At 66.2% G+C, this 23128-nt stretch carries 20 protein-coding genes and 1 pseudogene; 10 read left to right on the forward strand and 11 right to left on the reverse strand.

Annotation, left to right across the window (positions count from 1 at the left end; genetic code table 11):
- The first annotated feature begins 221 nt into the window (after positions 1-221).
- The 7 genes from hemH to LDO54_RS01375 all read left to right on the forward strand — a co-directional run bounded on the left by hemH (position 222) and on the right by LDO54_RS01375 (position 9563).
- Positions 222-1301, forward strand: a complete 1080-nt coding sequence (gene hemH / locus LDO54_RS01345) for a ferrochelatase (protein ID WP_224005003.1) — start codon at positions 222-224, stop codon at positions 1299-1301.
- 43 nt (positions 1302-1344) lie between these two features.
- A complete protein-coding gene (locus LDO54_RS01350) occupies positions 1345-1752 on the forward strand; it encodes an RNA-binding S4 domain-containing protein (protein ID WP_224005006.1) in 408 nt (135 codons plus the stop codon).
- A 501-nt stretch (positions 1753-2253) separates the two neighbouring features.
- Positions 2254-2814, forward strand: a complete 561-nt coding sequence (grpE, locus tag LDO54_RS01355) for a nucleotide exchange factor GrpE (RefSeq protein ID WP_224005197.1) — start codon at positions 2254-2256, stop codon at positions 2812-2814.
- A gap of 377 nt (positions 2815-3191) precedes the next feature.
- Positions 3192-5138 carry a molecular chaperone DnaK gene (dnaK, locus tag LDO54_RS01360; protein WP_224005009.1) on the forward strand — a complete coding sequence of 649 codons (1947 nt, stop codon included), beginning with the start codon at positions 3192-3194 and terminating at the stop codon, positions 5136-5138.
- A gap of 275 nt (positions 5139-5413) precedes the next feature.
- Positions 5414-6544: a molecular chaperone DnaJ gene (gene dnaJ, locus LDO54_RS01365; protein WP_224005012.1), complete on the forward strand. Its 1131-nt coding sequence runs from the start codon at positions 5414-5416 to the stop codon at positions 6542-6544.
- Positions 6545-6598: 54 nt separating this feature from the next.
- Positions 6599-8518 carry an aminodeoxychorismate synthase component I gene (pabB, locus tag LDO54_RS01370; protein WP_224005015.1) on the forward strand — a complete coding sequence of 640 codons (1920 nt, stop codon included), beginning with the start codon at positions 6599-6601 and terminating at the stop codon, positions 8516-8518.
- 94 nt (positions 8519-8612) lie between these two features.
- A complete protein-coding gene (locus LDO54_RS01375; protein WP_224005018.1) occupies positions 8613-9563 on the forward strand; it encodes a cation diffusion facilitator family transporter in 951 nt (316 codons plus the stop codon).
- A 70-nt stretch (positions 9564-9633) separates the two neighbouring features.
- On the opposite strand, the gene panB is transcribed toward LDO54_RS01375, so the two are convergent.
- The 7 genes and pseudogenes from panB to LDO54_RS01410 all read right to left on the reverse strand — a co-directional run bounded on the left by panB (position 9634) and on the right by LDO54_RS01410 (position 16754).
- Positions 9634-10449 (reverse strand): 3-methyl-2-oxobutanoate hydroxymethyltransferase, encoded by an 816-nt coding sequence (gene panB / locus LDO54_RS01380; RefSeq protein ID WP_224005021.1) that lies wholly within the window; start codon positions 10447-10449, stop codon positions 9634-9636.
- A gap of 46 nt (positions 10450-10495) precedes the next feature.
- Positions 10496-11176, reverse strand: a complete 681-nt coding sequence (locus LDO54_RS01385; protein ID WP_224005024.1) for a deoxynucleoside kinase — start codon at positions 11174-11176, stop codon at positions 10496-10498.
- Positions 11173-11796 carry a 2-amino-4-hydroxy-6-hydroxymethyldihydropteridine diphosphokinase gene (gene folK / locus LDO54_RS01390; RefSeq protein ID WP_224005028.1) on the reverse strand — a complete coding sequence of 208 codons (624 nt, stop codon included), beginning with the start codon at positions 11794-11796 and terminating at the stop codon, positions 11173-11175. The genes LDO54_RS01385 and folK overlap by 4 nt, the downstream gene beginning before the upstream one ends.
- Before the next feature lie 69 nt (positions 11797-11865).
- Positions 11866-13485, reverse strand: coding sequence for a polynucleotide adenylyltransferase PcnB (gene pcnB, locus LDO54_RS01395; RefSeq protein ID WP_224005032.1), 1620 nt, complete (start codon positions 13483-13485; stop codon positions 11866-11868).
- Complete coding sequence (locus LDO54_RS01400) at positions 13482-14168, reverse strand: HAD family hydrolase (RefSeq protein WP_224005035.1); 687 nt, start codon at positions 14166-14168, stop codon at positions 13482-13484. The genes pcnB and LDO54_RS01400 overlap by 4 nt, the downstream gene beginning before the upstream one ends.
- A gap of 767 nt (positions 14169-14935) precedes the next feature.
- A pseudogene (hda, locus tag LDO54_RS01405) lies at positions 14936-15658 on the reverse strand (DnaA regulatory inactivator Hda); the annotation flags it as partial.
- A gap of 16 nt (positions 15659-15674) precedes the next feature.
- Positions 15675-16754, reverse strand: a complete 1080-nt coding sequence (locus LDO54_RS01410; protein ID WP_224005039.1) for an AI-2E family transporter — start codon at positions 16752-16754, stop codon at positions 15675-15677.
- Positions 16755-17033: 279 nt separating this feature from the next.
- On the opposite strand from LDO54_RS01410, the gene purM reads away from it, so the two are divergent.
- Positions 17034-18095, forward strand: coding sequence for a phosphoribosylformylglycinamidine cyclo-ligase (gene purM / locus LDO54_RS01415; protein ID WP_224005043.1), 1062 nt, complete (start codon positions 17034-17036; stop codon positions 18093-18095).
- Between the two features lie 84 nt (positions 18096-18179).
- Here purM and kynA read toward each other — a convergent pair whose 3' ends face one another.
- From kynA to kynB, 3 genes are read right to left on the reverse strand one after another with little or no spacing between them, the layout of a single operon-like run.
- Positions 18180-19136, reverse strand: a complete 957-nt coding sequence (kynA, locus tag LDO54_RS01420) for a tryptophan 2,3-dioxygenase (RefSeq protein ID WP_224005046.1) — start codon at positions 19134-19136, stop codon at positions 18180-18182.
- A 23-nt stretch (positions 19137-19159) separates the two neighbouring features.
- A complete protein-coding gene (gene kynU, locus LDO54_RS01425) occupies positions 19160-20410 on the reverse strand; it encodes a kynureninase (RefSeq protein ID WP_224005050.1) in 1251 nt (416 codons plus the stop codon).
- A gap of 29 nt (positions 20411-20439) precedes the next feature.
- Positions 20440-21129 carry an arylformamidase gene (kynB, locus tag LDO54_RS01430; protein WP_224005053.1) on the reverse strand — a complete coding sequence of 230 codons (690 nt, stop codon included), beginning with the start codon at positions 21127-21129 and terminating at the stop codon, positions 20440-20442.
- A gap of 131 nt (positions 21130-21260) precedes the next feature.
- Here kynB and LDO54_RS01435 point away from each other — a divergent pair, with 131 nt between their 5' ends.
- A complete protein-coding gene (locus tag LDO54_RS01435; protein WP_224005056.1) occupies positions 21261-21770 on the forward strand; it encodes an Lrp/AsnC family transcriptional regulator in 510 nt (169 codons plus the stop codon).
- Positions 21771-21851: 81 nt separating this feature from the next.
- Here the strand turns inward: LDO54_RS01435 and LDO54_RS01440 are convergent, their stop codons facing one another.
- Positions 21852-22364 (reverse strand): flavin reductase family protein, encoded by a 513-nt coding sequence (locus LDO54_RS01440; RefSeq protein WP_224005059.1) that lies wholly within the window; start codon positions 22362-22364, stop codon positions 21852-21854.
- Between the two features lie 213 nt (positions 22365-22577).
- On the opposite strand from LDO54_RS01440, the gene msrA reads away from it, so the two are divergent.
- Positions 22578-23126: a peptide-methionine (S)-S-oxide reductase MsrA gene (msrA, locus tag LDO54_RS01445; protein ID WP_224005062.1), complete on the forward strand. Its 549-nt coding sequence runs from the start codon at positions 22578-22580 to the stop codon at positions 23124-23126.
- The last annotated feature ends 2 nt before the right edge of the window (positions 23127-23128 follow it).

Below are 23128 nucleotides of genomic sequence, written 5' to 3' on the forward strand. Positions count from 1 at the left end.
ACCGGGCGCCTTGGAGGCCATGATCGGCGAAAGCGGGGCGGCGCGCCATTAGCCGAATGGCTAACGTTGCAGCGCGAGCGTTGCGGCGCCGCTGCGTTGCCCAGCCCACACCCGCTGCAAGTTCATCGCACCCGCACTGCCTGGCCCACCGTAAGCCGCCCGCTATAATGATCCCTTGTGCAACCGTTGCTGCGCTGCTCGCGCGGCGTCCCTGATCGCCTATGCGTTTCGACCTCGAGCGGCCCCTGCAATCCGCTGTCGCGCATCGCGTTGCGGTGCTGCTCATCAATCTCGGCACGCCCGACGCGCCCACGCCGCGCGCCGTGCGCCGCTATCTCGCGCAGTTTCTCTCCGACCCGCGCGTGGTCGAGATCCCCGCGCCGATCTGGCAGGTGATCCTGCGCGCGCTGATCCTGCCGCTGCGCGGACGCTCGTCGGCGAAAAAGTACGCGGCCGTCTGGACGCCCGAAGGCTCGCCGCTGCGCGTGCACACGCAGAAGCAGACCGACGCGCTGCGTCATCTGCTGCAAATCAACGACTACACGGTGATCGTCGATTACGCGATGCGCTACGGCACGCCCGACATTCCGGCGATGCTCAATCAGCTCAAGCTCGCGGGCGCCGAACGCATCCTGCTGGTGCCGATGTATCCGCAGTATTCGGCCTCGACCACGGCCACCGCCTTCGACGCCGCGTTTGCTGCACTGCGGCGCATGCGCAATCAGCCCGAGATCCGCACGCTGCGCGGCTATCACGACCATCCGGCCTATATCGCCGCGCTGGCCGCGCAGGTGCATCACTACTGGAACGCGCACGGCAGGCCCGATTTCGCGGCCGGGGATCGTCTCGTGCTCAGTTTTCACGGCGTGCCGAGCCGCACGCTCGATCTCGGCGACCCGTATCACGAGCAATGCCAGCAGACCGCGTCGCTGCTGATGCACGCGCTGGAACTCACGCCGGTCGAGTGCCGCGTCACGTTCCAGTCGCGCTTCGGGCGCGCGCAGTGGCTTCAGCCTTATACGGCGCCCACGCTCAAGGAACTGGGCGAAGCGGGCGTGCGGCGCGCGGACGTGTTCTGTCCGGGTTTCACGGCCGACTGCCTGGAAACCATCGAGGAAATCGGCATGGAAGTGCGCGACGAATTCCTGCACGGCGGCGGCAAGGAGTTCCACCGTATTCCGTGCCTGAACGACTCGCGCGCGTGGATCGCGGCGCTCGGCGAAATCGTGGCGCAGAACCTGCAAGGCTGGCCCGTGCAGGCGGCGACCGCGCACACCGGCGCGGCGGGCGCGGTGGCGTGAAGCCGCTGAGCTACGCGCGGGTCGCTAAATCAGGACGCAACGTATGAACTACAAAATCTCGACCGAACCGGGCGCGCGCCTGCGCATCGACAAGTGGCTCTGGGCCGCGCGCTTTTTCAAGACGCGCTCGCTGGCCACGGACGCGGTGGGCAAAGGGCGCGTGCGTATCGGCGGCGAGGCGGTGAAGGCGTCGAAGGACGTGCGCGTGGGCGACCGTGTCGAATTCGAGATCGATCACGTGGTCTGGGAAGTGGATGTGCTGGGCATTTGCGACGTGCGCGGCCCGGCCAGCATCGCGCAGACGCTCTATGCGGAAACCGAAGCCGGGCGCGCCCGGCGCGCCGCGGAACAGGAGCGGCGCCGGCTCTTTCGCGAACCGGCAGCCGTGTTGCAGGGCAGGCCGACCAAGCGCGACCGCCGCACTATCGACAAACTTTCGCGTGAGGATTGAAAAGCGCTTCCATCGTGGCGTGGACGCCACCGTATTCGGTGGTGTTCTCGTTCACGGCGCCGGACATGCAGATGGTCGTGGTTCCGGCAATGAGTACCAGAGCGACCACCGATATGGCAAAGGTCAGTTTCACGGTACCCCCAGGGGATCGCGCCAAAACGGCCAGGCAGACCCGGTTTCGGGTCCAATCGGTGCGGTGCGTGACTCAGGGTATACGTGTGATGAGCAGCACCTGTTCCTGAGTGTAGGTCAGGCGCGCGGCGCACTCAATTTCATTTCTTCCGCACTGCGGTAATGATTGTAACGGGTGGTTTCTGCGGTTTGACCCTTGTATAAAAAACCGCTGAAAAGCCCTTGAAACAAGCGATCCGGCACCCATGTGCTGTCGCAATGTACGAAGCATCTGTCGCGCCGGCGCAACGGCGGCGGGAGCGGCGGAAAAACGGCCCGCGCGGGCCGGTGCTTTGTGTCCCTTTTTACTATTCAACGACGTTCAGCGACATGGAAAACACGCAAGAGAACCCGACGAGCCAGAACCCCACGCCCGCGGACGAGGCGTCCCAAGCCGCGGCGCAGCCGCAGGCCGAAGCCGGCCAGGCCGAGCAAGGCGGCGTGGACGCCGCGCTTGCCGAGGCGCAAGCGAAGGTCGCCGAGCTGCAGGACGCCTTCATCCGCGCCAAGGCCGAGACGGAAAACGTGCGCCGCCGCGCGCAGGAAGACGTCACCAAGGCGCACAAGTTCGCCATCGAAAACTTCGCCGAGCACCTGCTGCCGGTGGTCGACAGCCTCGAAGCCGCGCTCGCGCACGGCTCGGACGACCTCGCGAAGGTCAACGAAGGCGTCGAGCTCACGCTCAAGCAACTGAGCGGCGCGCTCGAGAAGGGCAAGGTCCTCGCGATCAACCCGGTCGGCGAGAAGTTCGATCCGCACCGCCATCAGGCTATCTCGATGGTGCCGTCGGAGCAGGAAGCCAACACCGTCGTCAGCGTGCTGCAAAAGGGCTATGTGATCGCCGACCGCGTGCTGCGTCCGGCGCTCGTCACGGTTTCACAGCCGAAGTAAGCGGGCGAAACAAGCGGTGTAAATGGCGCGCGCCGCGCAGCGTCGGCGCTCAGACTGAAGACGCGGCGTCGCGCAGCCGTAATCCGCATTAGCGCAGTGGCGCTTTCCGGCGGCCTTGTGGTCGTTTCGTAAGGCGTTCGAAAGCGAAGGTGGCGCTTTTTCCAAAACATCGCGAAAATGCGCCGCCGATTGAAAAAAATTAACGGACGCATAGCCCAAACCTCTTGAAAAGCGCCAACTCGGCACTTATTTGGGCAGCAGTTCTGAATTGAAGTGGACGCCAGCCGCGATCACGCGGATTGCAACCTTGTTGAAACCGCGTCGAAAACCGCGCAAGCGGCGTCCGCGCAGCGATCAAAATTGGAGATTTGACAAAAATGGGCAAAATTATTGGTATTGACCTCGGCACCACGAACTCGTGCGTGGCGCTGATGGAAGGCAATCAGGTCAAGGTGATCGAGAATTCCGAAGGCGCCCGTACGACGCCGTCGATCATCGCCTACATGGACGACAACGAAGTCCTGGTCGGCGCGCCGGCCAAGCGCCAGTCGGTCACGAACCCGCGCAACACGCTTTACGCGGTCAAGCGCCTGATCGGCCGCCGCTTCGACGAGAAGGAAGTGCAGAAGGACATCAACCTGATGCCCTACAAGATCGTCAAGCACGACAACGGCGACGCATGGGTCGAAGCGCATGGCCAGAACCTCGCGCCGTCGCAGGTTTCCGCAGAAGTCCTGCGCAAGATGAAGAAGACCGCTGAAGACTACCTCGGCGAGCCGGTCACCGAAGCCGTGATCACGGTTCCCGCGTACTTCAACGACAGCCAGCGTCAGGCGACCAAGGACGCCGGCCGCATCGCCGGTCTGGAAGTCAAGCGCATCATCAACGAACCGACGGCAGCCGCGCTCGCGTTCGGTCTGGACAAGGCCGAAAAGGGCGACCGCAAGATCGCCGTGTTCGACCTCGGCGGCGGCACGTTCGACATCTCGATCATCGAAATCGCCGACGTTGACGGCGAAATGCAGTTCGAAGTGCTCTCGACGAACGGCGACACGTTCCTCGGCGGCGAAGACTTCGACCAGCGCATCATCGATTACATCATCGGCGAGTTCAAGAAGGAGCAGGGCGTCGACCTCTCGAAGGACGTGCTCGCGCTGCAACGCCTGAAGGAAGCCGCTGAAAAGGCCAAGATCGAACTCTCGTCGGGCCAGCAGACCGAAATCAACCTGCCGTACATCACGGCGGACGCCTCGGGTCCGAAGCACTTGAACCTGAAGATCACGCGCGCCAAGCTGGAAGCGCTGGTCGAAGACCTGATCGAGCGCACCATGGAGCCGTGCCGCGTCGCGATCAAGGACGCAGGCGTGAAGGTCGGCGACATCGACGACGTGATTCTCGTCGGCGGCCAGACGCGTATGCCGAAGGTGCAGGAAAAGGTGAAGGAGTTCTTCGGCAAGGATCCGCGCCGTGACGTGAACCCGGACGAAGCCGTCGCCGTGGGCGCCGCGATTCAAGGTCAGGTTCTGTCGGGCGACCGCAAGGACGTGCTGCTGCTCGACGTCACCCCGCTCTCGCTCGGTATCGAGACGCTCGGCGGCGTGATGACGAAGATGATCAACAAGAACACCACGATCCCGACCAAGCACGCTCAGGTCTACTCGACGGCGGACGACAGCCAGTCGGCCGTGACGATCAAGGTGTTCCAGGGCGAACGCGAAATGGCAGCGGGCAACAAGCTGCTGGGCGAGTTCAACCTCGAAGGCATTCCGCCCGCACCGCGCGGCGTGCCGCAGATCGAAGTGAGCTTCGACATCGACGCGAACGGCATTCTGCACGTGGGCGCGAAGGACAAGGCGACCGGCAAGGAAAACCGCATCACCATCAAGGCGAACTCGGGCCTGTCGGAAGCCGAAATCGAAAAGATGGTGAAGGACGCCGAAGCGAACGCGGAAGAAGATCACCGTCTGCGTGAGCTGGCCGACGCGCGCAACCAGGGCGACGCGCTGGTTCACAGCACGAAGAAGGCCGTGGCCGAGTACGGCGACAAGATCGACGCTTCCGAAAAGGAAAAGATCGAAGCCGCGCTGAAGGAACTCGAAGACACGCTGAAGGATTCGTCGGCTGACAAGGCCACGATCGAGGCGAAGGTCGAGACGCTGTCGACGGCATCGCAGAAGCTCGGCGAAAAGATGTACGCCGACATGCAGGCGCAGCAAGCCGGTGCGGCAGCGGGCGCAGGCGCCGAAGCCGGTGCCGAGCAGGCCGCGAAGAACGACGCCGACGACGTGGTCGACGCCGAGTTCAAGGAAGTCAAGAAGGACTAAGCCGGTTCGGCCGGGCCGCCGCCTCCGGGTGGCGGCTTGAATGAATACCGGAGCACGGCCGCATCGGTTACGATGCGCGTCAGCATTGCAGCGCCTGGCGAGCCTTCCGGCTCTCCGGGCACATTTGTTTTATGGAGGCCGTTCTGTAACAGGGGCCGCAAGGGCGCGAAAATCGCCGGCGCGGGGCGTGAAAGGAACGGCTAACGGGTCACGAGATCCAGCATTCAAGAGGAGCCGGCGTGCGCTGCAAAGCGTCAGGCCGGCGTTGAACCGATATGGCGAAACGGGATTACTACGAGGTTCTGGGCGTCGCGAAGAACGCGAGCGACGACGAAATCAAGAAGGCGTATCGCAAGCTCGCGATGAAGTATCACCCCGACCGCAATCCGGACAACAAGGATGCGGAAGAGCATTTCAAGGAGGTCAAAGAGGCCTACGAAATGCTGTCGGACTCGCAAAAGCGCGCGGCATACGACCAGTACGGCCATGCGGGCGTCGATCCCAACATGGGCGGCGCGGGCGCGCAGGGCTTCGGCGGATTCGCCGACGCCTTCGGCGATATTTTCGGCGACATCTTCGGCCAGGCCGCCGGTCAGCGCGGCGGCCGCAGCGGCCCGCAGGTGTATCGCGGCGCGGACCTGCGCTACAGCATGGAAATCACGCTGGAGCAGGCGGCGCACGGCTACGAGACGCAAATCCGCGTGCCGGGCTGGAGCGGCTGCGAGGTCTGCCACGGCTCGGGCGCGAAGCCTGGCACCAAGCCGGAAACCTGCCCGACCTGCCACGGCTCCGGCCAGGTGCGCATGTCGCAGGGCTTCTTCAGCATCCAGCAGACCTGCCCGAAGTGCCACGGCACGGGTTCCTACATTCCCGAACCCTGCACGGCCTGCCACGGCGCGGGCAAGGTGAAGGAAACCAAGACGCTCGAAGTGAAGATTCCGGCGGGCATCGACGACGGCATGCGCATCCGCTCGGCCGGCAACGGCGAGCCGGGCATCAACGGCGGTCCGTCGGGCGACCTGTATGTGGAAATCCACATCAAGCAGCACGCGGTGTTCGAGCGTGACGGCGACGACCTCCATTGCCAGATGCCGATTCCGTTCACCACGGCGGCGCTCGGCGGCGAGATCGAAGTCCCCACGCTGGCGGGCCGCGCGACCTTCACGGTCCCGGAAGGCACGCAGTCGGGCAAGACGTTCCGTCTGCGCGGCAAGGGCATCAAGGGTCTGCGTTCGAGCATCGCGGGCGATCTGTACGTGCACGTGCAGGTCGAAACGCCGGTCAAGCTCACCGACAATCAGCGCGATCTGCTCCAGCAGTTCGAGAAGTCGCTCGTGGAAGGCGGTTCGCGCCATAGCCCGCAGAGCAAGAGCTGGTTCGACCGCGTGAAGAGTTTCTTCGACTGATGCGCGTTCACCCGCGCATTGCGGTGTATCGATGCAGTAGCAGGTAGCAAGTCCATGGCAGTCAATCCTGGCGGCGCGGTCTTCGCGCTGCTCGACGACGGCGACTCGACGGCCACGCGCCGTTCGAGCCGTCTCTACACGGGGTTCGTGCGCGAAGTCGCGTGCGAACGCGCGGCGGATCTCGACGCGGCCTGCGCCCAGGTGCAGGCCGACCAGCGCGCGGGGCTCCACGCGCTCGTGATCGGCGACTACGAATTCGGGCGCGCGCTCGAATTCGCGAAGCACGACGCGGCGCTGTCGTCGCAATCGTCCGCACCTCACGTTTCAGAAACGCAGCACGGCCACGCCGCGCTGCGTTTTTTATTGTTCGCGCACTGCGAAAAGCTCTCGCGAGAGGAAGCCGATGCCTGGCTCGCCGCGCGCGAAGGCAGCGAGTCGCCCGCGCCCGCCGGTATCGCGGCGGTGACGATGGGCGTCGATCGCGAGCGCTTCGAGCACGACATCCATGCCGTGCAGGACGCCTTGCGCATCGGCGACTCGTATCAGATCAACTACACGTACCGGCTCGATTTCGAGACGTTCGGCGCACCCGTGGCGCTGTACCGGCGTCTGCGCGAGCGTCAGCGCGTGCGTTATGGCGCGCTGATCGCGCTGCCCGGCGACCGCTGGGTGCTCTCGTGCTCGCCGGAACTGTTCGTCGAAAAGCACGGCGAGACCTTGCGCGCGAAACCGATGAAGGGCACCGCCGCGCGTGACGCCGATGCGGCGCGCGATGCCGCCGCTGCGCAATTCCTCGCGACCGATCCCAAGAATCGCGCCGAAAACGTGATGATCGTCGATCTCCTGCGCAACGATCTGTCGCGCGTGGCGCAAACGGGCTCGGTGCGCGTGCCGGCGCTGTTCAGCGTCGAGCCGTATGCGTCGGTCTGGCAGATGACCTCGACGGTCGAGGCGACCGTGCGCGCGGGCACCACGTTCGCCGACGCGATGCGCGCGCTGTTCCCGTGCGGCTCGATCACGGGCGCGCCCAAGCATCGCACGATGGAGCTGATCGAGGCGCTGGAGCACGGGCCGCGCGGGCTGTACACGGGCACGATCGGCTGGCTCGACGCCGCGCCGGAAGGCGAGGCGTGCGGCGACTTTTGTCTCTCGGTCGTGATCCGCACGTTGACGCTCGAAGCGGCGCAAGCCGAACAAGCGGGCGATATCGCACCGATGCGGCGCGGCCGGATGGGCGTAGGCGCGGGCATCGTCCTCGACAGCGTGGCCGCCGACGAATACGAGGAGTGCCGCTTGAAAGCGCGTTTCCTGACTCAGGCCGATCCTGGCCTCGAACTGTTCGAGACGATGTACGCGACGCGCGCAGAAGGCGTGCGCCACCTCGACCGCCATCTCGCGCGGCTCGCGGCGAGCGCGGCGTGGCTCGGTTTTCCGTGCGACGTCGAGGCGCTGCGTGCGCGTTTGAGCGAGACCTGTGCTGCGTTCGGCGACGAACACGTGCCGCATCGCGTGCGCGTGGCGCTCGGCAAGCACGGCGAGTTCGCGCTGACGAGTGCGCCGCTTGCGCCGTTGGCGCAGGACACCGTCGGCGTGCTGCTGGCCCCGGATCACGGCTACGCGCCGGTCGCGTCCGCCGACGCGCTGTTGCTGCGCAAATCCACGCGCCGCGCCGACTTCGACCGCGCGTGGCGCGAGGCGGAGGCGCAGGGCGGCTTCGACATGCTGTTCTTCAACGAACGCGGCGAACTGACCGAAGGCGGGCGCTCGAACGTGTTCGTGAAGCTCGACGGCCAGTGGTTCACGCCGCCGCTCGCGTCGGGGCTCCTGCCGGGCGTGATGCGCGGCGTGCTGCTCGACGACGCGGCGTTCGGCGCACACGAGCGCGTGCTCACGCGCGACGACGTGCTCAACGCCGAAGCGCTGCTGCTCACCAACGCGCTGCGCGGTGCAGTGCCCGCGCGCTTGATCCGCTGAACCGGACGGCGCAGCACAGGCGCGCGACAGATTTCGCGCGCCTCGGTTAGCCTGCTAGCTGCCTGGCCCCGGCGGGGCCGCGGAGGACGGCGGCATGGCAGCACCTTCCCTTTTGAGCATGCAGGACGAGAGCGCCGTGCTGCGCTTCTCGATCGCCACCACGCTGCTGATCGCCACGGGCGGCGTGCTGTTCGGCCTCTTTTCCGGCTCCTTCTCGATCATCTTCGACGGCGTCTATTCGCTCGTCGACGCCAGCATGAGCGCGCTCGCGCTCGCCGTCGTGCGCCTGATCACGTCGCACGCAGTCGACGTCGATCTGCCGCGCAAATGGCGCGAGCGCTTCACGATGGGTTTCTGGCATCTCGAACCGATGGTGCTCGCGCTGAACGGCACGCTGCTCGTCGCGGTCACGGTCTATGCGCTGATCAACGCGATCACGAGTCTGCTGGGCGGCGGCCACGCGCTGCGTTTCGGTCCGGCGCTGCTCTACGCGGCGCTGACTGTGAGCGTCTGCGCCACGATGGCCGTGCTGGAGTTGCGCGCGAACCGGCGCATCCGCTCGGACTTCCTGCGGCTCGACATCAAGTCGTGGATCATGTCGGGCGGCATCACGGCCGCGCTGCTGATCGCGTTCGGCGCGGGTTACGCGATCGAGGGCACGGCGTGGGCGCGCTACGCGCCGTATATCGATCCCGCGGCGCTGGCGTTCGTCTGCGTGGTCATCATGCCGATTCCGCTCGCGGAGATCCGCCAGGCCCTGCTCGATATGCTGCTCGTGGCGCCCGCCGACCTCAAGGCGCAAGTCGATGCGATCGCCGTGAAGTTCGTCGAGCGCTACGCGTTCCAGTATCACCGCGCCTATGTGGCGAAGGTCGGGCGCTCGCGAGAAATCGAGTTGTATTTCGTGGTGTCGCCCGAGATGCCGGCGAAGCGGCTCGCCGAATGGGATGCGATCCGTGATGAGATCGGCCGGGCCATCGGCGGCGACGAGGCGCACCGCTGGCTGACGATCCTGTTCACCTGCGACCCGGAATGGGCGGAATGAAGAGGGCGGATGAAGCGGAGGAGTGAGCGCGGGCCGCGTTGGTTCGCGTCGGCCCGCGCGTGCAGCGGAATCAGAAAACGTGTTCGGGACCGGGGAAGCTGCCGTCCTTCACGGCCTTCACGTAGGCGCGCACGGCCGATTCGATATCGGGCTGGCCTGCCATGAAATCCTTCACGAAACGCGGACGCTTGCCTGGGAAAATGCCCAGCATGTCGTGCAGCACGAGCACCTGGCCCGAGCACTCGACGCCCGCGCCGATACCGATCGTCGGAATGCGCAGTTGCTTCGTGACTTCCGTGCCGAGCGCCGCCGGCACCGCCTCGATCACCACGAGCTGCGCGCCTGCGTCCTGCAGCGCGAGCGCGTCGCGGATCAGCTGGGTCGCGCCCGCATCGCTCTTGCCCTGCACCTTGAAGCCGCCGAACGCGTGCACCGACTGCGGCGTAAGACCGATGTGCGCGCACACCGGCACCGCGCGCTCGACCAGCATCTTGACGGTGGGCGCGAGCCATTCGCCGCCTTCGATCTTCACCATCTGCGCGCCCGCGCGCATCAGCTTGACCGAGTTTGCGAAGGCGTCTTCCGGCGTGCCGAACGTGCCGAACGGCAGATCGGCGACGATCAGCGCTTTGGGCTGCGCGCGCGCGACCGAGGCCGTGTGATAGGCGATGTCGTCGATGGTGACGGGCAGCGTGGTCGTGTGGCCCTGGAGCACGTTGCCGAGCGAGTCGCCGATCAGCACGGAATCGACGCCCGCGCGGTCGCACAGCGCCGAGAAGCTCGCGTCGTAGCAGGTCAGCATGGCGATGCGCTCGCCCGCGTCGCGCATGGCCTGGAGTTTGGGCACGGTGACCGCGCTGCGGCTCGTTTCCTGCAGGTAAGTCATGGGCAATCCGTTAGGGAAATAGAGAAAGCAGAGAGGAACACGCCGCTTACAGCGACGTGCCCTTGACGAAGGATTCCTTGCGGCCGCGCATGGTTTCGATACGTTCGGCGATCAGCGCAAGGTCCGCATCGGAGTCGAGCGGGTGCAGATTTTCGACGCCGACGGTCAGCACCGGCGCACGGTCGTAATGATAGAAAAATTCGTTGTAGCTGTCGCAGAGGCCACGCAGGAACGCATCGGAAATGTGCTGTTCCGCCGCCACGGCGCGCTTCTGGATGCGCGCGTAGAGCGCTTCCGGGCTCGCCTGCAAGTAGACGACGAGGTCGGGCGCGGGCGCCTGCGCGGGCAGCCGTTCGGCCAGCGCGCGATAGAGCGGCAGCTCGTCTTCGGTGAGCGTGAGGCGCGCGAACACGTCGTTGCGCTCGGCGAGGAAGTTGGTCACGAACGGCGCACCGGCGGCGCGGCGCGCGGCCACTTCGTGCGAGAGACGCTCGCGCTGGAGCGCCACCGAAAGCTGCGCGGCCAGCGCGTGCTGCGAGGCGTCGCGCCAGAAGCGTTCGAGAAAGGGATTGCCGGCGTGCGACTCGAACAGGGTCTGCATCGACCAGCGTTCGGCCAGACGCGTCGCGAGCGCGGTCTTGCCCGCGCCGATCGGCCCTTCGATGGCGATGTACTGGAGCGCCGGACGGGCCGCGCGCGCGGTGACGACGGGTAAAGGCGTGCTCATCCGCAGCGGCCCGTGCGCGTGCCGTCGGCGGGCGCCGTAGCACCGCTTGATGCACCGGTTGATCCACCGCTTGATGCACCGTTCGACGCGCTGTTCGCCGTGTCAGGCGCGGCCTGCGGCGGCACGCCGAGACACTGGCACAGCGGCTTCATCTTCTCGATACGCTGGTCGGCCACGCCGGGCAGGAAGTCGCTCACGCGGCCCTGGCCGGGGATATCGAGTTCGGGATCGACCTCGGCGAGCGGCGCGAGCACGAACGCGCGCACGGTCATGCGCGGGTGCGGCACCACGAGATCGGGTTCGTCGATGATCTCGCCGCCGTACAGCAGGATGTCGATGTCGAGCGTGCGCGGCGCGTTGCGAAAGGGGCGTTCGCGGCCGAAATGATGCTCGACGCGATGACACAGGCCGAGCAGCTCGCGCACGGCGAGCCGCGTGTCGAGCTTCACGACGCAGTTGAAATAGTCGTCACCGCCCGCGTCGATGGGCGCGGTGCGGTACAGACTCGATTTCGCGAGCACGGTGATGGAGTGCTGTTGCGCAAGGCACACCACCGTGTCTTTGAGGGTCTGGCGCGCATCCCCCAGATTCGCGCCGATTCCCAGCCAGGCAACCGTCATGGCTTCACTTCCGACTATCGTTGCGGTTGACGATGGACCATACCGCACTTTGCCGCGCCTTGCATGGCGTCAGTCCTCGTGCGGGTTGCCGTCGTCGCCGAACGAGCCATCCGCGTCGGCGCTTTCGGCGCCCACCGCGGCTTCGCCCGTCTTGCGCTTCGCACCGCCGCGACGGCGGCGCTTGCGCGGCGAACGCTCTTTCGTGCCGCCCTGCGAGAGCAGGGTTTCGCGCGCGGTCGGGTCGCCGCTGATGAAATCGGTCCACCATTGGCCGATTTCGGCGTCGAGTTCACCCGATTCGCAGCGCAGCAGCAGGAAATCGTATCCCGCGCGGAAACGCGGATGCTCCAGCAGCTTGATCGCGCTGCGGCCGCGCTTTTCGAGGCGCAGTTGCAGACCCCAGATTTCGCGCATATCCGACGAGAAGCGGCGATGGATCGCCAGTTTCTCCGTTTGCGCGTCGATCACGTCGTCCATCGCGCGATGCAGCGCCGGCACCGGGAATTCGCCCTCGGTCGTGTATTGCTGCAAACGTTGCTGAACGTCGTGCCAGAGCAGCGTGGCGAACAGGAAGCCTGGCGACACCGGCTTGCCCGCACGCACGCGCGCGTCGGTGCTGGAGAGCGCGAGCGAGATGAAGCGCTCGCCCTGCGGCTGTTCGAGCACCACGTCGAGCAGCGGCAGCAGCCCATGATGCAGCCCTTCCTTGCGCAGCCACTTGAGGCATTCGAGCGCGTGGCCCGAGAGCAGCAGCTTGAGCATCTCGTCGAACAGACGCGCCGCGGGCACGTTGTTGATGAGGTCGGCGAGTTCCTGGATCGGACCGCGCGTGTCGGCTTCGATATCGAAGCCGAGCTTGGCCGCGAAACGCACCACGCGCAGCATGCGCACCGGATCTTCGCGATAACGCGTGGCCGGGTCGCCGATCATGCGCAGCAGACGCGCGCGCATGTCGGCCATGCCGTTGTGGTAGTCCAGCACGGTTTGCGTGGCCGGATCGTAGTACATCGCGTTGATCGTGAAGTCGCGGCGCGTGGCGTCCTCGTGCTGCTCGCCCCAGACGTTGTCGCGCAGCACGCGGCCGCTCGCGTCGACGTGGTGGGTCTTGCGGTCGAGTTCGTCGCGGCGCATACGTTTGGCCGGGGCCGCCGATTCGACGGGCGGAGGCGGCGCATCGACGAGCGCGCGGAACGTCGAGACTTCGATGATTTCCTGGCCGAACTGCACGTGCACGATCTGGAAGCGTCGGCCGATGATGCGCGCGCGGCGGAACAGCTTCTGCACCTGGTCGGGCGTGGCGTCGGTGGCGACGTCGAAGTCCTTGGGCGCGACGCCGAGCAGCAGGTCGCGCACCGCGCCGCCGACGATGAACGCGCGAAAACCGGCTTGCTGCAGGCCTTCGGTCACGCGCACGGCGTTACGGGAGATCAGCGACGGATTGATGCCGTGCACGTCGGCCGAGAGGATCACGGGCGAGATCGGCTCGCCCGCGCCCTTGGCGGCGCGCGGCTTCGAGAGCGTGGCGCGCGTGCCGGTCTTCGCGGCGGCCTTGCGGCGCGTGCGGGGCGCGCCTTCGTCGTCGGATGCGGAGGGGGCGGACTGATGGGCTGCGGCTTGCGCGCCTGCGTCGTCTTGTTCGGCGGCGTTGTCGTCCTGGCCGAACAGCTTGCGGATGAATTTCTTGATCACGATGCCTGGAACAAATCGAGGATGCGCCAGCCCTTTTGTTGCGCGTGAGCGCGCAGGGTGTCGTCGGGGTTGGTCGCGATCGGGTCGGTGACCTTTTCGAGCAGCGGGATGTCGTTGTGCGAGTCGCTATAGAAGTAGCTGTGCTCGAAGTCCGACCACGTTTTGCCGAGCGAGGCGAGCCACGCTTCGACGCGCACGATCTTGCCTTCACGGTAGCTCGGCGTGCCCGTCGGGCGGCCCGTGAAGACCGAGGCCGGATGGCCGTCGACGGTTTCGACCTCGCAGCCGATCAGCTTGTCCACGCCGAACGCCTCGGCGATGGGCGCCGTGATGAACTCGTTGGTGGCCGTGACCACGCAGCACAGATCGCCGGCTTCCTTGTGCTCGCGCACCAGTTCCAGCGCGGCCGGCAGGATGGCCGGATGGATGACCTCGTGCATGAACTGGTCGTGCCATTCCTTGAGCTGCGCGCGCGAGTACTTCGCGAGCGGCGTGAGCATGGCGACGAGGTAAGCGTGGATGTCGAGCTTGCCGGCCTTGTAGTCGGCGTAAAAGCGGTCGTTCTGCTCGGCGAAGCTGGTGGCGTCCACGATGCCGAGCTTCACCATGAAGCGGCCCCATTCGTGGTCGCTGTCGGTGGGGATCAGCGTGTGATCGAGATCGAAAAGTGCGAGATTAGCCATGGGCGCTCATTTTACTTGAAGCGGGTGAAGCCGTTGCCCGCGCCCGCGTTGGGCGGCGAGCCGGGGCGCTCGGGGGCTTGCGGATTGTTCGGGTCTTGCGGGTCTTGCTGGCCTTGCGGCGCTTGGGGCGCGTTCGGGTCGTGAGGCGCGGCCGCGCCGGGTTGCGCGTGGGCGGTATTCGGGCCGGAGCGCGCCGGATCGTCGGGCTGGGCGGCGCTGGACGGAGCGCCGGGAGCGGCGGGGTTGGCCGGATCGACCGGGTCGGCAGCCGCGGCGGGCGGATCGAGGTCGCCGTTCAGCTCGCCGCTCATTTCGTCGCTGACGTCGGCTTCCACTTCGCCTTTCAGCTCCGTACCCAGCTCGCGGTGCACCACCGCGCGGAACGGCGCGCCCAGTTCGCCTTCGACATTGTCGGTCGGCGGCTGGAACGGCGGGGCGCCGAGCGGCGCGCGCGGTTGCAGCGCGGGCGGCTTGGGCGCTTCGTAGCCCGCTTCCTGTGCCGCCTCGCCGGCTGGCTCGTTCGGGAACAGTTCGAGTTCGACGCCGCGCGGGGCGCTTTCGTCAGGCGCGTCGGGCGCGGCGGCGGCTGTTTCTGCGCGGTTGTTGCTGTCGTCGCTGTCGTCGCCGGTTACTTGCTGGCTCGGTGCGGTGGAATCGGCAGGATCGGCGGATTCGGTGGATTCAGCGGCTGCGTCGCCCGTCTCGCCGCCAAACAGCGCGCCCGTTTCGCCGAAGCCTTCATCCGCGCCTTCCAGCGCCGTTTCGTCGCCCGTCGCGGCGTCTTCGCCGTCGCCCTTCGCGAGCATCGTGCGCAGCAGCGGTAGCGTCACCGCGCGCTTCTGTTCGAGCGAGAAGCGGTCGAGCTGGTTGAGCAGCTTCATCAGGCTCGGCATGTCGCGGCGGAAATGCGTGAGCAGATAGGCGGGCACGTCGTCGGCGAGATTGATGCCGCGTTCGCGCGCCGCGTGCTTGAGCACGGCGGCCTTGCCCGCGTCCGAGAGCGGCGCGAGGTGGAACACGAGACCCCAGCCGAGCCGCGTGCGCAGATCTTCACGCACCGCGAGGCCCATCGGCGCAGCGTTGCCGGTGGCGACCAGCGCCGTGCCCGGATGCGAGCGCACCTCGTTGAACAGGTTGAACAGCGCGATCTGCTGCGCGCCCGAGAGCGAATCGCAGTCGTCGACGGCGTAGATCGGCACGCGCGCGTCGAAGGTGAAGGCGCCGAGACCGCTTTTCGGCCCGAGATAGCGCACGCGTCCCGGTGGCGTTTCGTAGGCGAGCGCGTGCAGCAGATGCGAGCGGCCGTTGCCCGGTTCGCCCCAGATGTAGAACGTGCGGTCGGCTTGCGGGTCGGCGGCGTTCGCGCTCGCGCTGAGCGCGGCGTCCAGACCGCGCAGGCGCGCGACCAGCTCCGCATTGGCGCCGGTGTGGAAGTTGTCGAAGGTCGATGGCGGCGGGGTGCCGAGATCGAGCGTTAACTGTCGCTGCACGGTTGTCTGGCGGAAGTCAGTTCTTGTAGAGCGCGCTCGCGAGATAGCTGCGCCGCAGTTCGCGCAGCGCGATCGAGAGGATCGCGCTCGCGGGCAAGGCGAGCAGCACGCCGAAGAAGCCGAATAGCTGCCCGAACGCGAGCAGGGCGAAAATCACCGCGAGCGGATGCAGGCCGATGCGCTCGCCGACGAGGCGCGGCGTGAGGAAAAAGCCCTCGAGCACCTGGCCCACGCCGTAGATCAGCGCGACCGCGCCGAAGCCGTACCAGTTGCCGAACTGCAGCAGCGCCGCGACCAGCGCGAGCACGAGCCCGGTCGCGTAGCCGAGGTACGGAATCAGCACCGCGAGGCCGGTGAACACGCCCACCGGCAGCGCGACTTCGAAGCCCGCGATCGACAGCGTGATCGCGTAATACGCGGCCAGCACGGCCATCACCAGCAACTGGCCGCGCAGATATTGCGCGAGCATGCGGTCCATTTCGCCGGCCAGCTCCATCGTGCGCGCAAACCAGCGGCGCGGGATGAAAGTCTGCACGCGCACCATCATCGCGTTCCAGTCGTAAAGCAGATAGAACAGCACGAGCGGCACCAGCACGGCGTTCGAGACCACTTCGAGCGCCACGTTGCTGCTCGTGCGGATCGACGTCCACGCGTAGAGCGCGATGGTCTGCGCGCTGCCTTCGACGCGGCTCGTGATGATGTCGCGCAGGCTCTGGAAGTCGAGCATCGAGTCGCTGACGCCGAGAAACGCGAGCTTGGGCGAGAGCCAGTCGTGCAGATGCGTGATCATCGCGGGCACCTGCTGCTTCAGTTGCGGCCCTTCTTTCTGGATCACCGCGAGCAGCAGCACGACCAGCATCGTCACGAGCAGCGCGAACAGCAGCATCATGGCGAGCGCGGCGAGGCCGCGCGGCACGCGCCGGCGCACCAGCCAGGCCACGCCCGGCTGCAGGATATAGGCGAGCAGGCCGCCGAGCAGGAAGGGCGTGAGCACCGGGCGCAGCAGCCACAGCACGATGCCGAAGGCGAGCGCGAGCGCGGCCCAGATGAAGGCCTGGCGCTGATACGGCGTGAAGATCGGTGTGTTCGGCGACAAATCGTGGTTTCCGGTTCTGGAGCGCGGTGCGGTTCGGCGGGCCGGCGCGGTCGGGCGCTTGCCCGGCTGGCGCGATCGTGTGCATCCGGGGTGCGTCCGAGGTGTGCCCGGCTGTCTGCGCAACGCTCCCGGGCTTGCCCGGGAGCGTTGCGGCACAAGCGGCCGGCGCGTTCCTGGCGGCTTTCGGCCGCCCGTCTCCAAAATACTCGCCCCAGCCGCGGCGGCGGGGCTCCTGCAATCGGTTAAAATCGCATTTTACCGACCTTCTGGCACTTCCCCATGAATCAACCGAAATCCGGCCCCGCTAATCAGGCGCAAGGCCTCTCCTACGCCGACGCCGGCGTCGACATGGTCGCGGGCGACGCGCTCGTCGATCGCATCAAGCCGTTTGCGAAGAAGACCCTGCGCGAAGGCGTGATGGGCGGCATCGGCGGATTCGGCGCGCTCTTCGAAGTGCCGAAGCGGTACAAGGAACCCGTGCTCGTGTCGGGCACCGACGGCGTGGGCACCAAGCTGCGTCTCGCGTTTCATCTGAACAAACACGACACGGTCGGCCAGGATCTCGTCGCGATGAGCGTCAACGACATTCTCGTGCAGGGCGCCGAGCCGCTGTTCTTCCTCGACTACTTCGCGTGCGGCAAGCTGGACGTCGACACGGCGGCCACGGTCGTGCAGGGCATCGCGCAGGGCTGCGAACTGTCGGGCTGCGCGCTGATCGGCGGCGAAACGGCCGAAATGCCGGGCATGTACCCGGACGGCGAATACGACCTCGCGGGCTTCGCGGTCGGCGCCGTGGAAAAGAGCAAGATCATCGACGGCAGCACGATCGTCCCCGGCGACGTGGTGCTGGGTCTCGCGTCGAGCGGCATCCACTCGAACGGCTTCTCGCTCGTGCGCAAGATCATCGAGCGCGCGAACCCGGACCTGAACGCCGACTTCGACGGCCGCTCGCTGGGCGACGCGCTGATGGCGCCCACGCGCATCTACGTGAAGCCGCTGCTCAAGCTGATGGAAACCATCGCCGTGAAGGGCATGGCGCACATCACCGGCGGCGGTCTGGTCGAGAACATTCCGCGCGTGCTGCGCGAAGGCCTCACGGCTGAGCTCGATCACGCCGCATGGCCGCTGCCGCCGCTGTTCACGTGGCTGCAGAAGGAAGGCGGTGTCGCCGACGCGGAAATGCACCGCGTGTTCAACTGCGGCATCGGCATGGCCGTGATCGTGGCGGCGGATCAGGCCGATGCGGCCGCGTCGCTGCTGGCGGCGGCGGGCGAGCAGGTCTGGAAGATCGGCGTCGTGCGCGAGAGCAAGGAAGGCGAAGCGCAGACCGTGGTGGTTTAAGGCGGCCTCGTCTATTTCCACCGCGCTTCAGCGTAAAAGAGCCCGCCAGATTGGCGGGCTTTTTTTATGGTGCGCCGGAAAGCGTCACAACACCGTGCGTACGTGCCACAACTCCGGGAACAGCACGACATCGAGCATCTTGCGCAGATACGGCGCGCCGTTGGTGCCGCCCGTACCCTGCTTGAAGCCGATGATGCGCTCGACCGTGGTCACGTGCCGGAAGCGCCACTGACGGAACGCATCTTCGAGATCGACGAGTTCCTCGGCCATCTCGTACAGATCCCAGTGCTTCGACGGATTGCGGTAGATCTCCAGCCACGCGGCCTCGACGCTCTGGTCGTGCTCGGTCGCCAGCGTCCAGTCGCGCGCGAGCCGCTCGGGCGCGATCGCGAAGCCGCGCCGCGCGAGCAGGCGGATCACTTCGTCGTAGAACGAGGGCGCGTCGAGCGTCGCCTTCACCTGCTCGAAGATCTCGGGCCGATGCTCGTGCGGCTTGAGCATCTGCGCGTTCTTGTTGCCGAGCAGAAACTCGATCATGCGGTACTGATACGACTGGAAGCCCGACGAGGCACCCAGATACGGCCGCATCGACGTGTATTCCGAAGGCGTCAGCGTCGACAACACGTTCCACGCCTGCACCAGCTGTTCGAGAATGCGCGAGACGCGCGCAAGCTGCTTGAACGCGGGCGGCAGCTCGTCGCGATGCACGTTCGCGAGCGCGGCGCGCAGTTCGTAGAGCGCGAGCTTCATCCACAACTCGCTCGTCTGATGCTGGACGATGAACAGCATCTCGTTGTGATCGGGCGAGAGCGGATGCTGCGCGCCCAGCACGGCGTCGAGCGCGAGGTAGTCGCCGTAGCTCATCGACTTCGAGAAGTCGAGTTGCGCGTCGTGCCAGCCTTCGCCGCGCGGCTCGCCGCTCGCTGCGCCATGGCCGAACGGGCAGCCGCCGCGCGCGTTCTCGTTTGCGGCTTGATCGGTGTGGGTTTCGGCCGTGGCGCTTACGTCGGGCACGCCCGGCACCTGCATGTGGTCGTTCATCTTGCTTTCCTCAAATCACCGCGTCAGGTCACCGCGCCGCGCGCGGCGAATTCCGGCTTGCGCCATTGCTCGGTCGCGAGCACGTCGCGCAGCGTTTCGACGGCGTCCCAGACATCGGCGTAACCGATGTAGAGCGGCGTGAAGCCGAAGCGCAGCACGTGCGGTTCGCGATAGTCGCCGATCACGCCGCGCGCGATCAGCGCCTGCATCACTTCATAACCGTGCGGATGCTCGAAGCTCACGTGCGAGCCGCGGCGCGCATGTTCGCGCGGCGTGACGAGCGTGAGGTCGAGACCGGCGCAGCGCGTTTCCACCAGTTCGATGAAGAGATCGGTGAGCGCGAGCGATTTTTCGCGGATCGCCGCCATGCCCGTTTGCAGGAACACGTCGAGGCCGCATTCGACGAGCGCCATCGAAATGATCGGCTGCGTGCCGCACAGATAGCGGCCGATGCCGTCGTCGGGACGGTATTGCGGATTCATTTCGAACGGCGATTTGTGCCCCCACCAGCCCGACAGCGGCTGCGAGAAGGTGTTCTGGTTGCGCTTGGGCACCCACACGAAACCGGGCGAGCCGGGGCCGCCGTTCAGATACTTGTACGTGCAACCAACGGCGTAATCGGCGTTCACGCCATTCAGATCGACGGGCACCGCGCCCGCCGAATGCGCGAGGTCCCAGAGCGCGAGCGCGCCTTGCGCGTGGATGTGCTCGGTGAGCGCGCGCATGTCGTGCATTTCGCCGGTGCGGTAGTTCACGTGCGTGATCATGGCGACGGCCACGTCCTCGCGGATCGCCGCGGGCAACTCGCTCGGGTCGTCGACGAGACGCAGTTCATAGCCGCGATCGAGCTGCTCGATCAGGCCTTGCGCGATATACAGATCGCTCGGGAAATTCGAGCGCTCCGAGACGATCACGCGGCGCTTCGGATCGCGCGCGTTCTGCACGCGCAGCGCGGCGGAGAGCGCCTTGAAGAGATTGATCGAGATGGTGTCGGTGACCACGACCTCGTCTTCGGCCGCGCCGATCAGCGGCGCGAGCTTGTTGCCGAGGCGGCGCGGCAGCGCGAACCAGCCCGCCGTGTTCCAGCTGCGGATCAGGCCTTCGCCCCATTCGCCGCCGATCACGGCCTGGGCGCGCGCGGCGCTCGCTTTCGGCGGCACGCCGAGCGAGTTGCCGTCGAGATAGATTGTGTCGGGCGCGAGCGCGAACTGGTCGCGCTGCGCCGCGAGCGGGTCGGCGCGGTCGAGCGCGAGGGCTGCGTGTCGGTCGTTCATTGTCGATGCGGTTTCGGTGGGGAGGTTATTCAGGTGGCCGATTGGGTCGATGTCGCTGATGTCGCTGATGTCGCTGATGTCGGCAAAGCGCGCAGCACGGCGCGCACAGGGCTGGCGTCGAGCGTCGCGAATTTGAGCGGCAGCGCGATCAGTTCGTAGTCGCCGGGCGCCACGGCGTCGAGCACCACGCCTTCGAGGATCGCCATGCGATGCGCGCGGATGCGCTGATGCGCGTCCATCGTCTTCGATTCCTGAGGGTCGAGCGAGGGCGTATCGATGCCGATCAGCCGCACGCCATGCGCGGCGAGCAGATCGACGGTCTCGGGCGCGACCGCGCAGAACGCGCTGTCCCAGCGGTCCAGCGGCGCTTGCGCGTAAGTGCGCAGCAGCACGCGCGGCGGGATGCCGTCCAGCGCGGCTTGCACGTGTTCGGGCAGGACGAGTGGCGTGGCGTTTTTTCCGTCGATCACGCAATCAATCACCCGGCACGCGCCGATATACGTATCGAGCGCCACCGCGCCGATGGGCGCGCCGTCGGCATCGTAATGCAGCGGGGCGTCGGTGTGCGCGCCCGTGTGCGGCGAGAGCGTGACGCGCGCCACGTTCACGGGCGAGCCCGCCTCCATGCGCCAGACGCGCTCGACGGTCACGGGCGTATCGCCCGGCCAGACGGGCGTTGCGGGGTGGATGGGCGGGGAAATGTCCCAGAGGTCGTTCATCTTCCTGACAAGGTTGTCTCTTTATTTTTCGAATGATAGGCAACCCGCCGCGAAATGTGCTTGCGAAAAAAACGCCGCAAGCTACAGTTCTTGGCACATAATTTGTTACAAGACGGGAAAGGAGACCAAATATGAACGCTATCTCGCTCGACGCTACCGATTGCCGGATTCTCTCCGTGCTACAGAACGAGGGCCGCATCAGCAATCTCGATCTGGCCGAACGTATTTCGCTGTCGCCGTCCGCGTGTTTGCGGCGTCTGCGCCTGCTCGAGGAGCAAGGCGTGGTCGAGCGTTACCGCGCCTGCCTGAACCGGGAGATCCTCGGTTTCGAGATGGAAGCCTTCGTGCAGGTTTCGATGCGCAACGACCAGGAAAGCTGGCACGAGCGCTTCGTGACGGCGCTGCGCGACTGGCCGGAAGTGGTGGGGGCGTACGTCGTGACAGGGGAGACGCACTACCTGCTGCGGGTGCTCGCGCACAACCTCAAGCACTACTCGGATTTCGTGCTCAACAAGCTCTACAAGGCGCCCGGCGTGATGGACATCCGCTCGAACATCGTGCTCACGACGCTCAAGGTGGAGGCGGGCGTGCCCGTCGATCTGATCGCGCAGCGCAACGAGCAGAAGACGGCGCCGGTCTGAAGGTTTTGCACGCGCCGATGTAAAAAGGGCCGCTTCGAGCGGCCCTTGGCGTTGACGCGGCGCAGTGGTCTTGCGATCCGCTTACAGCGATTGCAGCCGATGGAAGCCGCCGCCGTGGAAGACCAGCGGCGAGGCGGCGTCGAGATCCTCGCGTACGCCGCAGCGCTCGACTTCGCCGACGAAGATCACGTGGTCGCCTTCGTCGTAGCGGCTGCGGTTGTGGCATTCGAACCAGGCGATGGCGCCGTCGAGCACGGGCATGCCGGAGTCGCCGGCCGCGTGCGAGACGCCTTCGAAGCGGTCGCCCTTCACGGTGGCGAAGCGCTTGCACAGGTCGAGCTGCGACGCCGCGAGCACATTCACCACATAATGGCTGTTGCTGCGGAACACCGGCATCGACGCCGAACGGGTGGCGAGGCTCCAGAGCACGAGCGGCGGCGTCAGCGAGACCGAGTTGAAGGAGCTCGCGGTGATGCCGATCAGCGAGCCGTCGGGCGCCTGGGTCGTGATGACCGTGACGCCGGTCGCGAACTGGCCGAGCGCGCGGCGGAACGCGGCGTCGTCGAAATTGGGCGGATTGGCGCGGCGTGTCATCGTTGCGCGCCTTCGGCGTAATGGGTGGCGATCAGCAAAGTCATGTGGATTTTCAGCGGATTGCCCCAATTTTAGCGAAAAGCGGCGCGCGGCAGGCTGTACACCCACGCGCGCGCCGGGTTACCGCGGATTGCGCGGCGTAATGGCGTGACGCGCGTGACGCGCGAGGAAGGCGCGGCGCAGCGCCGGCGTCCCATCACAGGAGAGTTCAGCATGAGTCAGACAGTCGAAACGGCCACCCTCGGCGGCGGATGTTTCTGGTGCCTCGAAGCGGTGTTTCTGCGCGTGGACGGCGTGCTCGCGGTCGAGTCGGGCTATGCGGGCGGCCACACCACGAACCCATCCTACGAGCAGGTCTGCGACGGCGAAACCGGCCACGCGGAAGTCGTGAAGGTCGATTTCGATCCCGCGAAGATCGGCTATCGCGAGATTCTCGATATTTTCTTCGCGATCCACGATCCGACCCAGTTGAACCGTCAGGGCAACGACGTCGGCACGCAATACCGCTCGGTGGTCTTCACGCATTCGGACGCACAGCGCGACATCGCCGAACAGGCGATCCGCGAGCTGGCGGCCGAGGGCGTCTACGACGGCAAGATCGTCACGCAGGTGCTGCCGCTCGACGGCAACTACTTCCCGGCCGAGGCGTATCACCAGAACTACTTCGCGCAGCATCCGAATCAGGGCTATTGCGCGTTCGTGGTGGCGCCGAAGGTCGCGAAATTCCGCCAGAAGTTCGCGCATCGGCTCAAGGCGGATTAACG

The organism is Paraburkholderia tropica, from assembly GCF_914484835.1.
In the GTDB taxonomy this organism is placed as follows: Bacteria; Pseudomonadota; Gammaproteobacteria; order Burkholderiales; family Burkholderiaceae; genus Paraburkholderia; species Paraburkholderia tropica_A.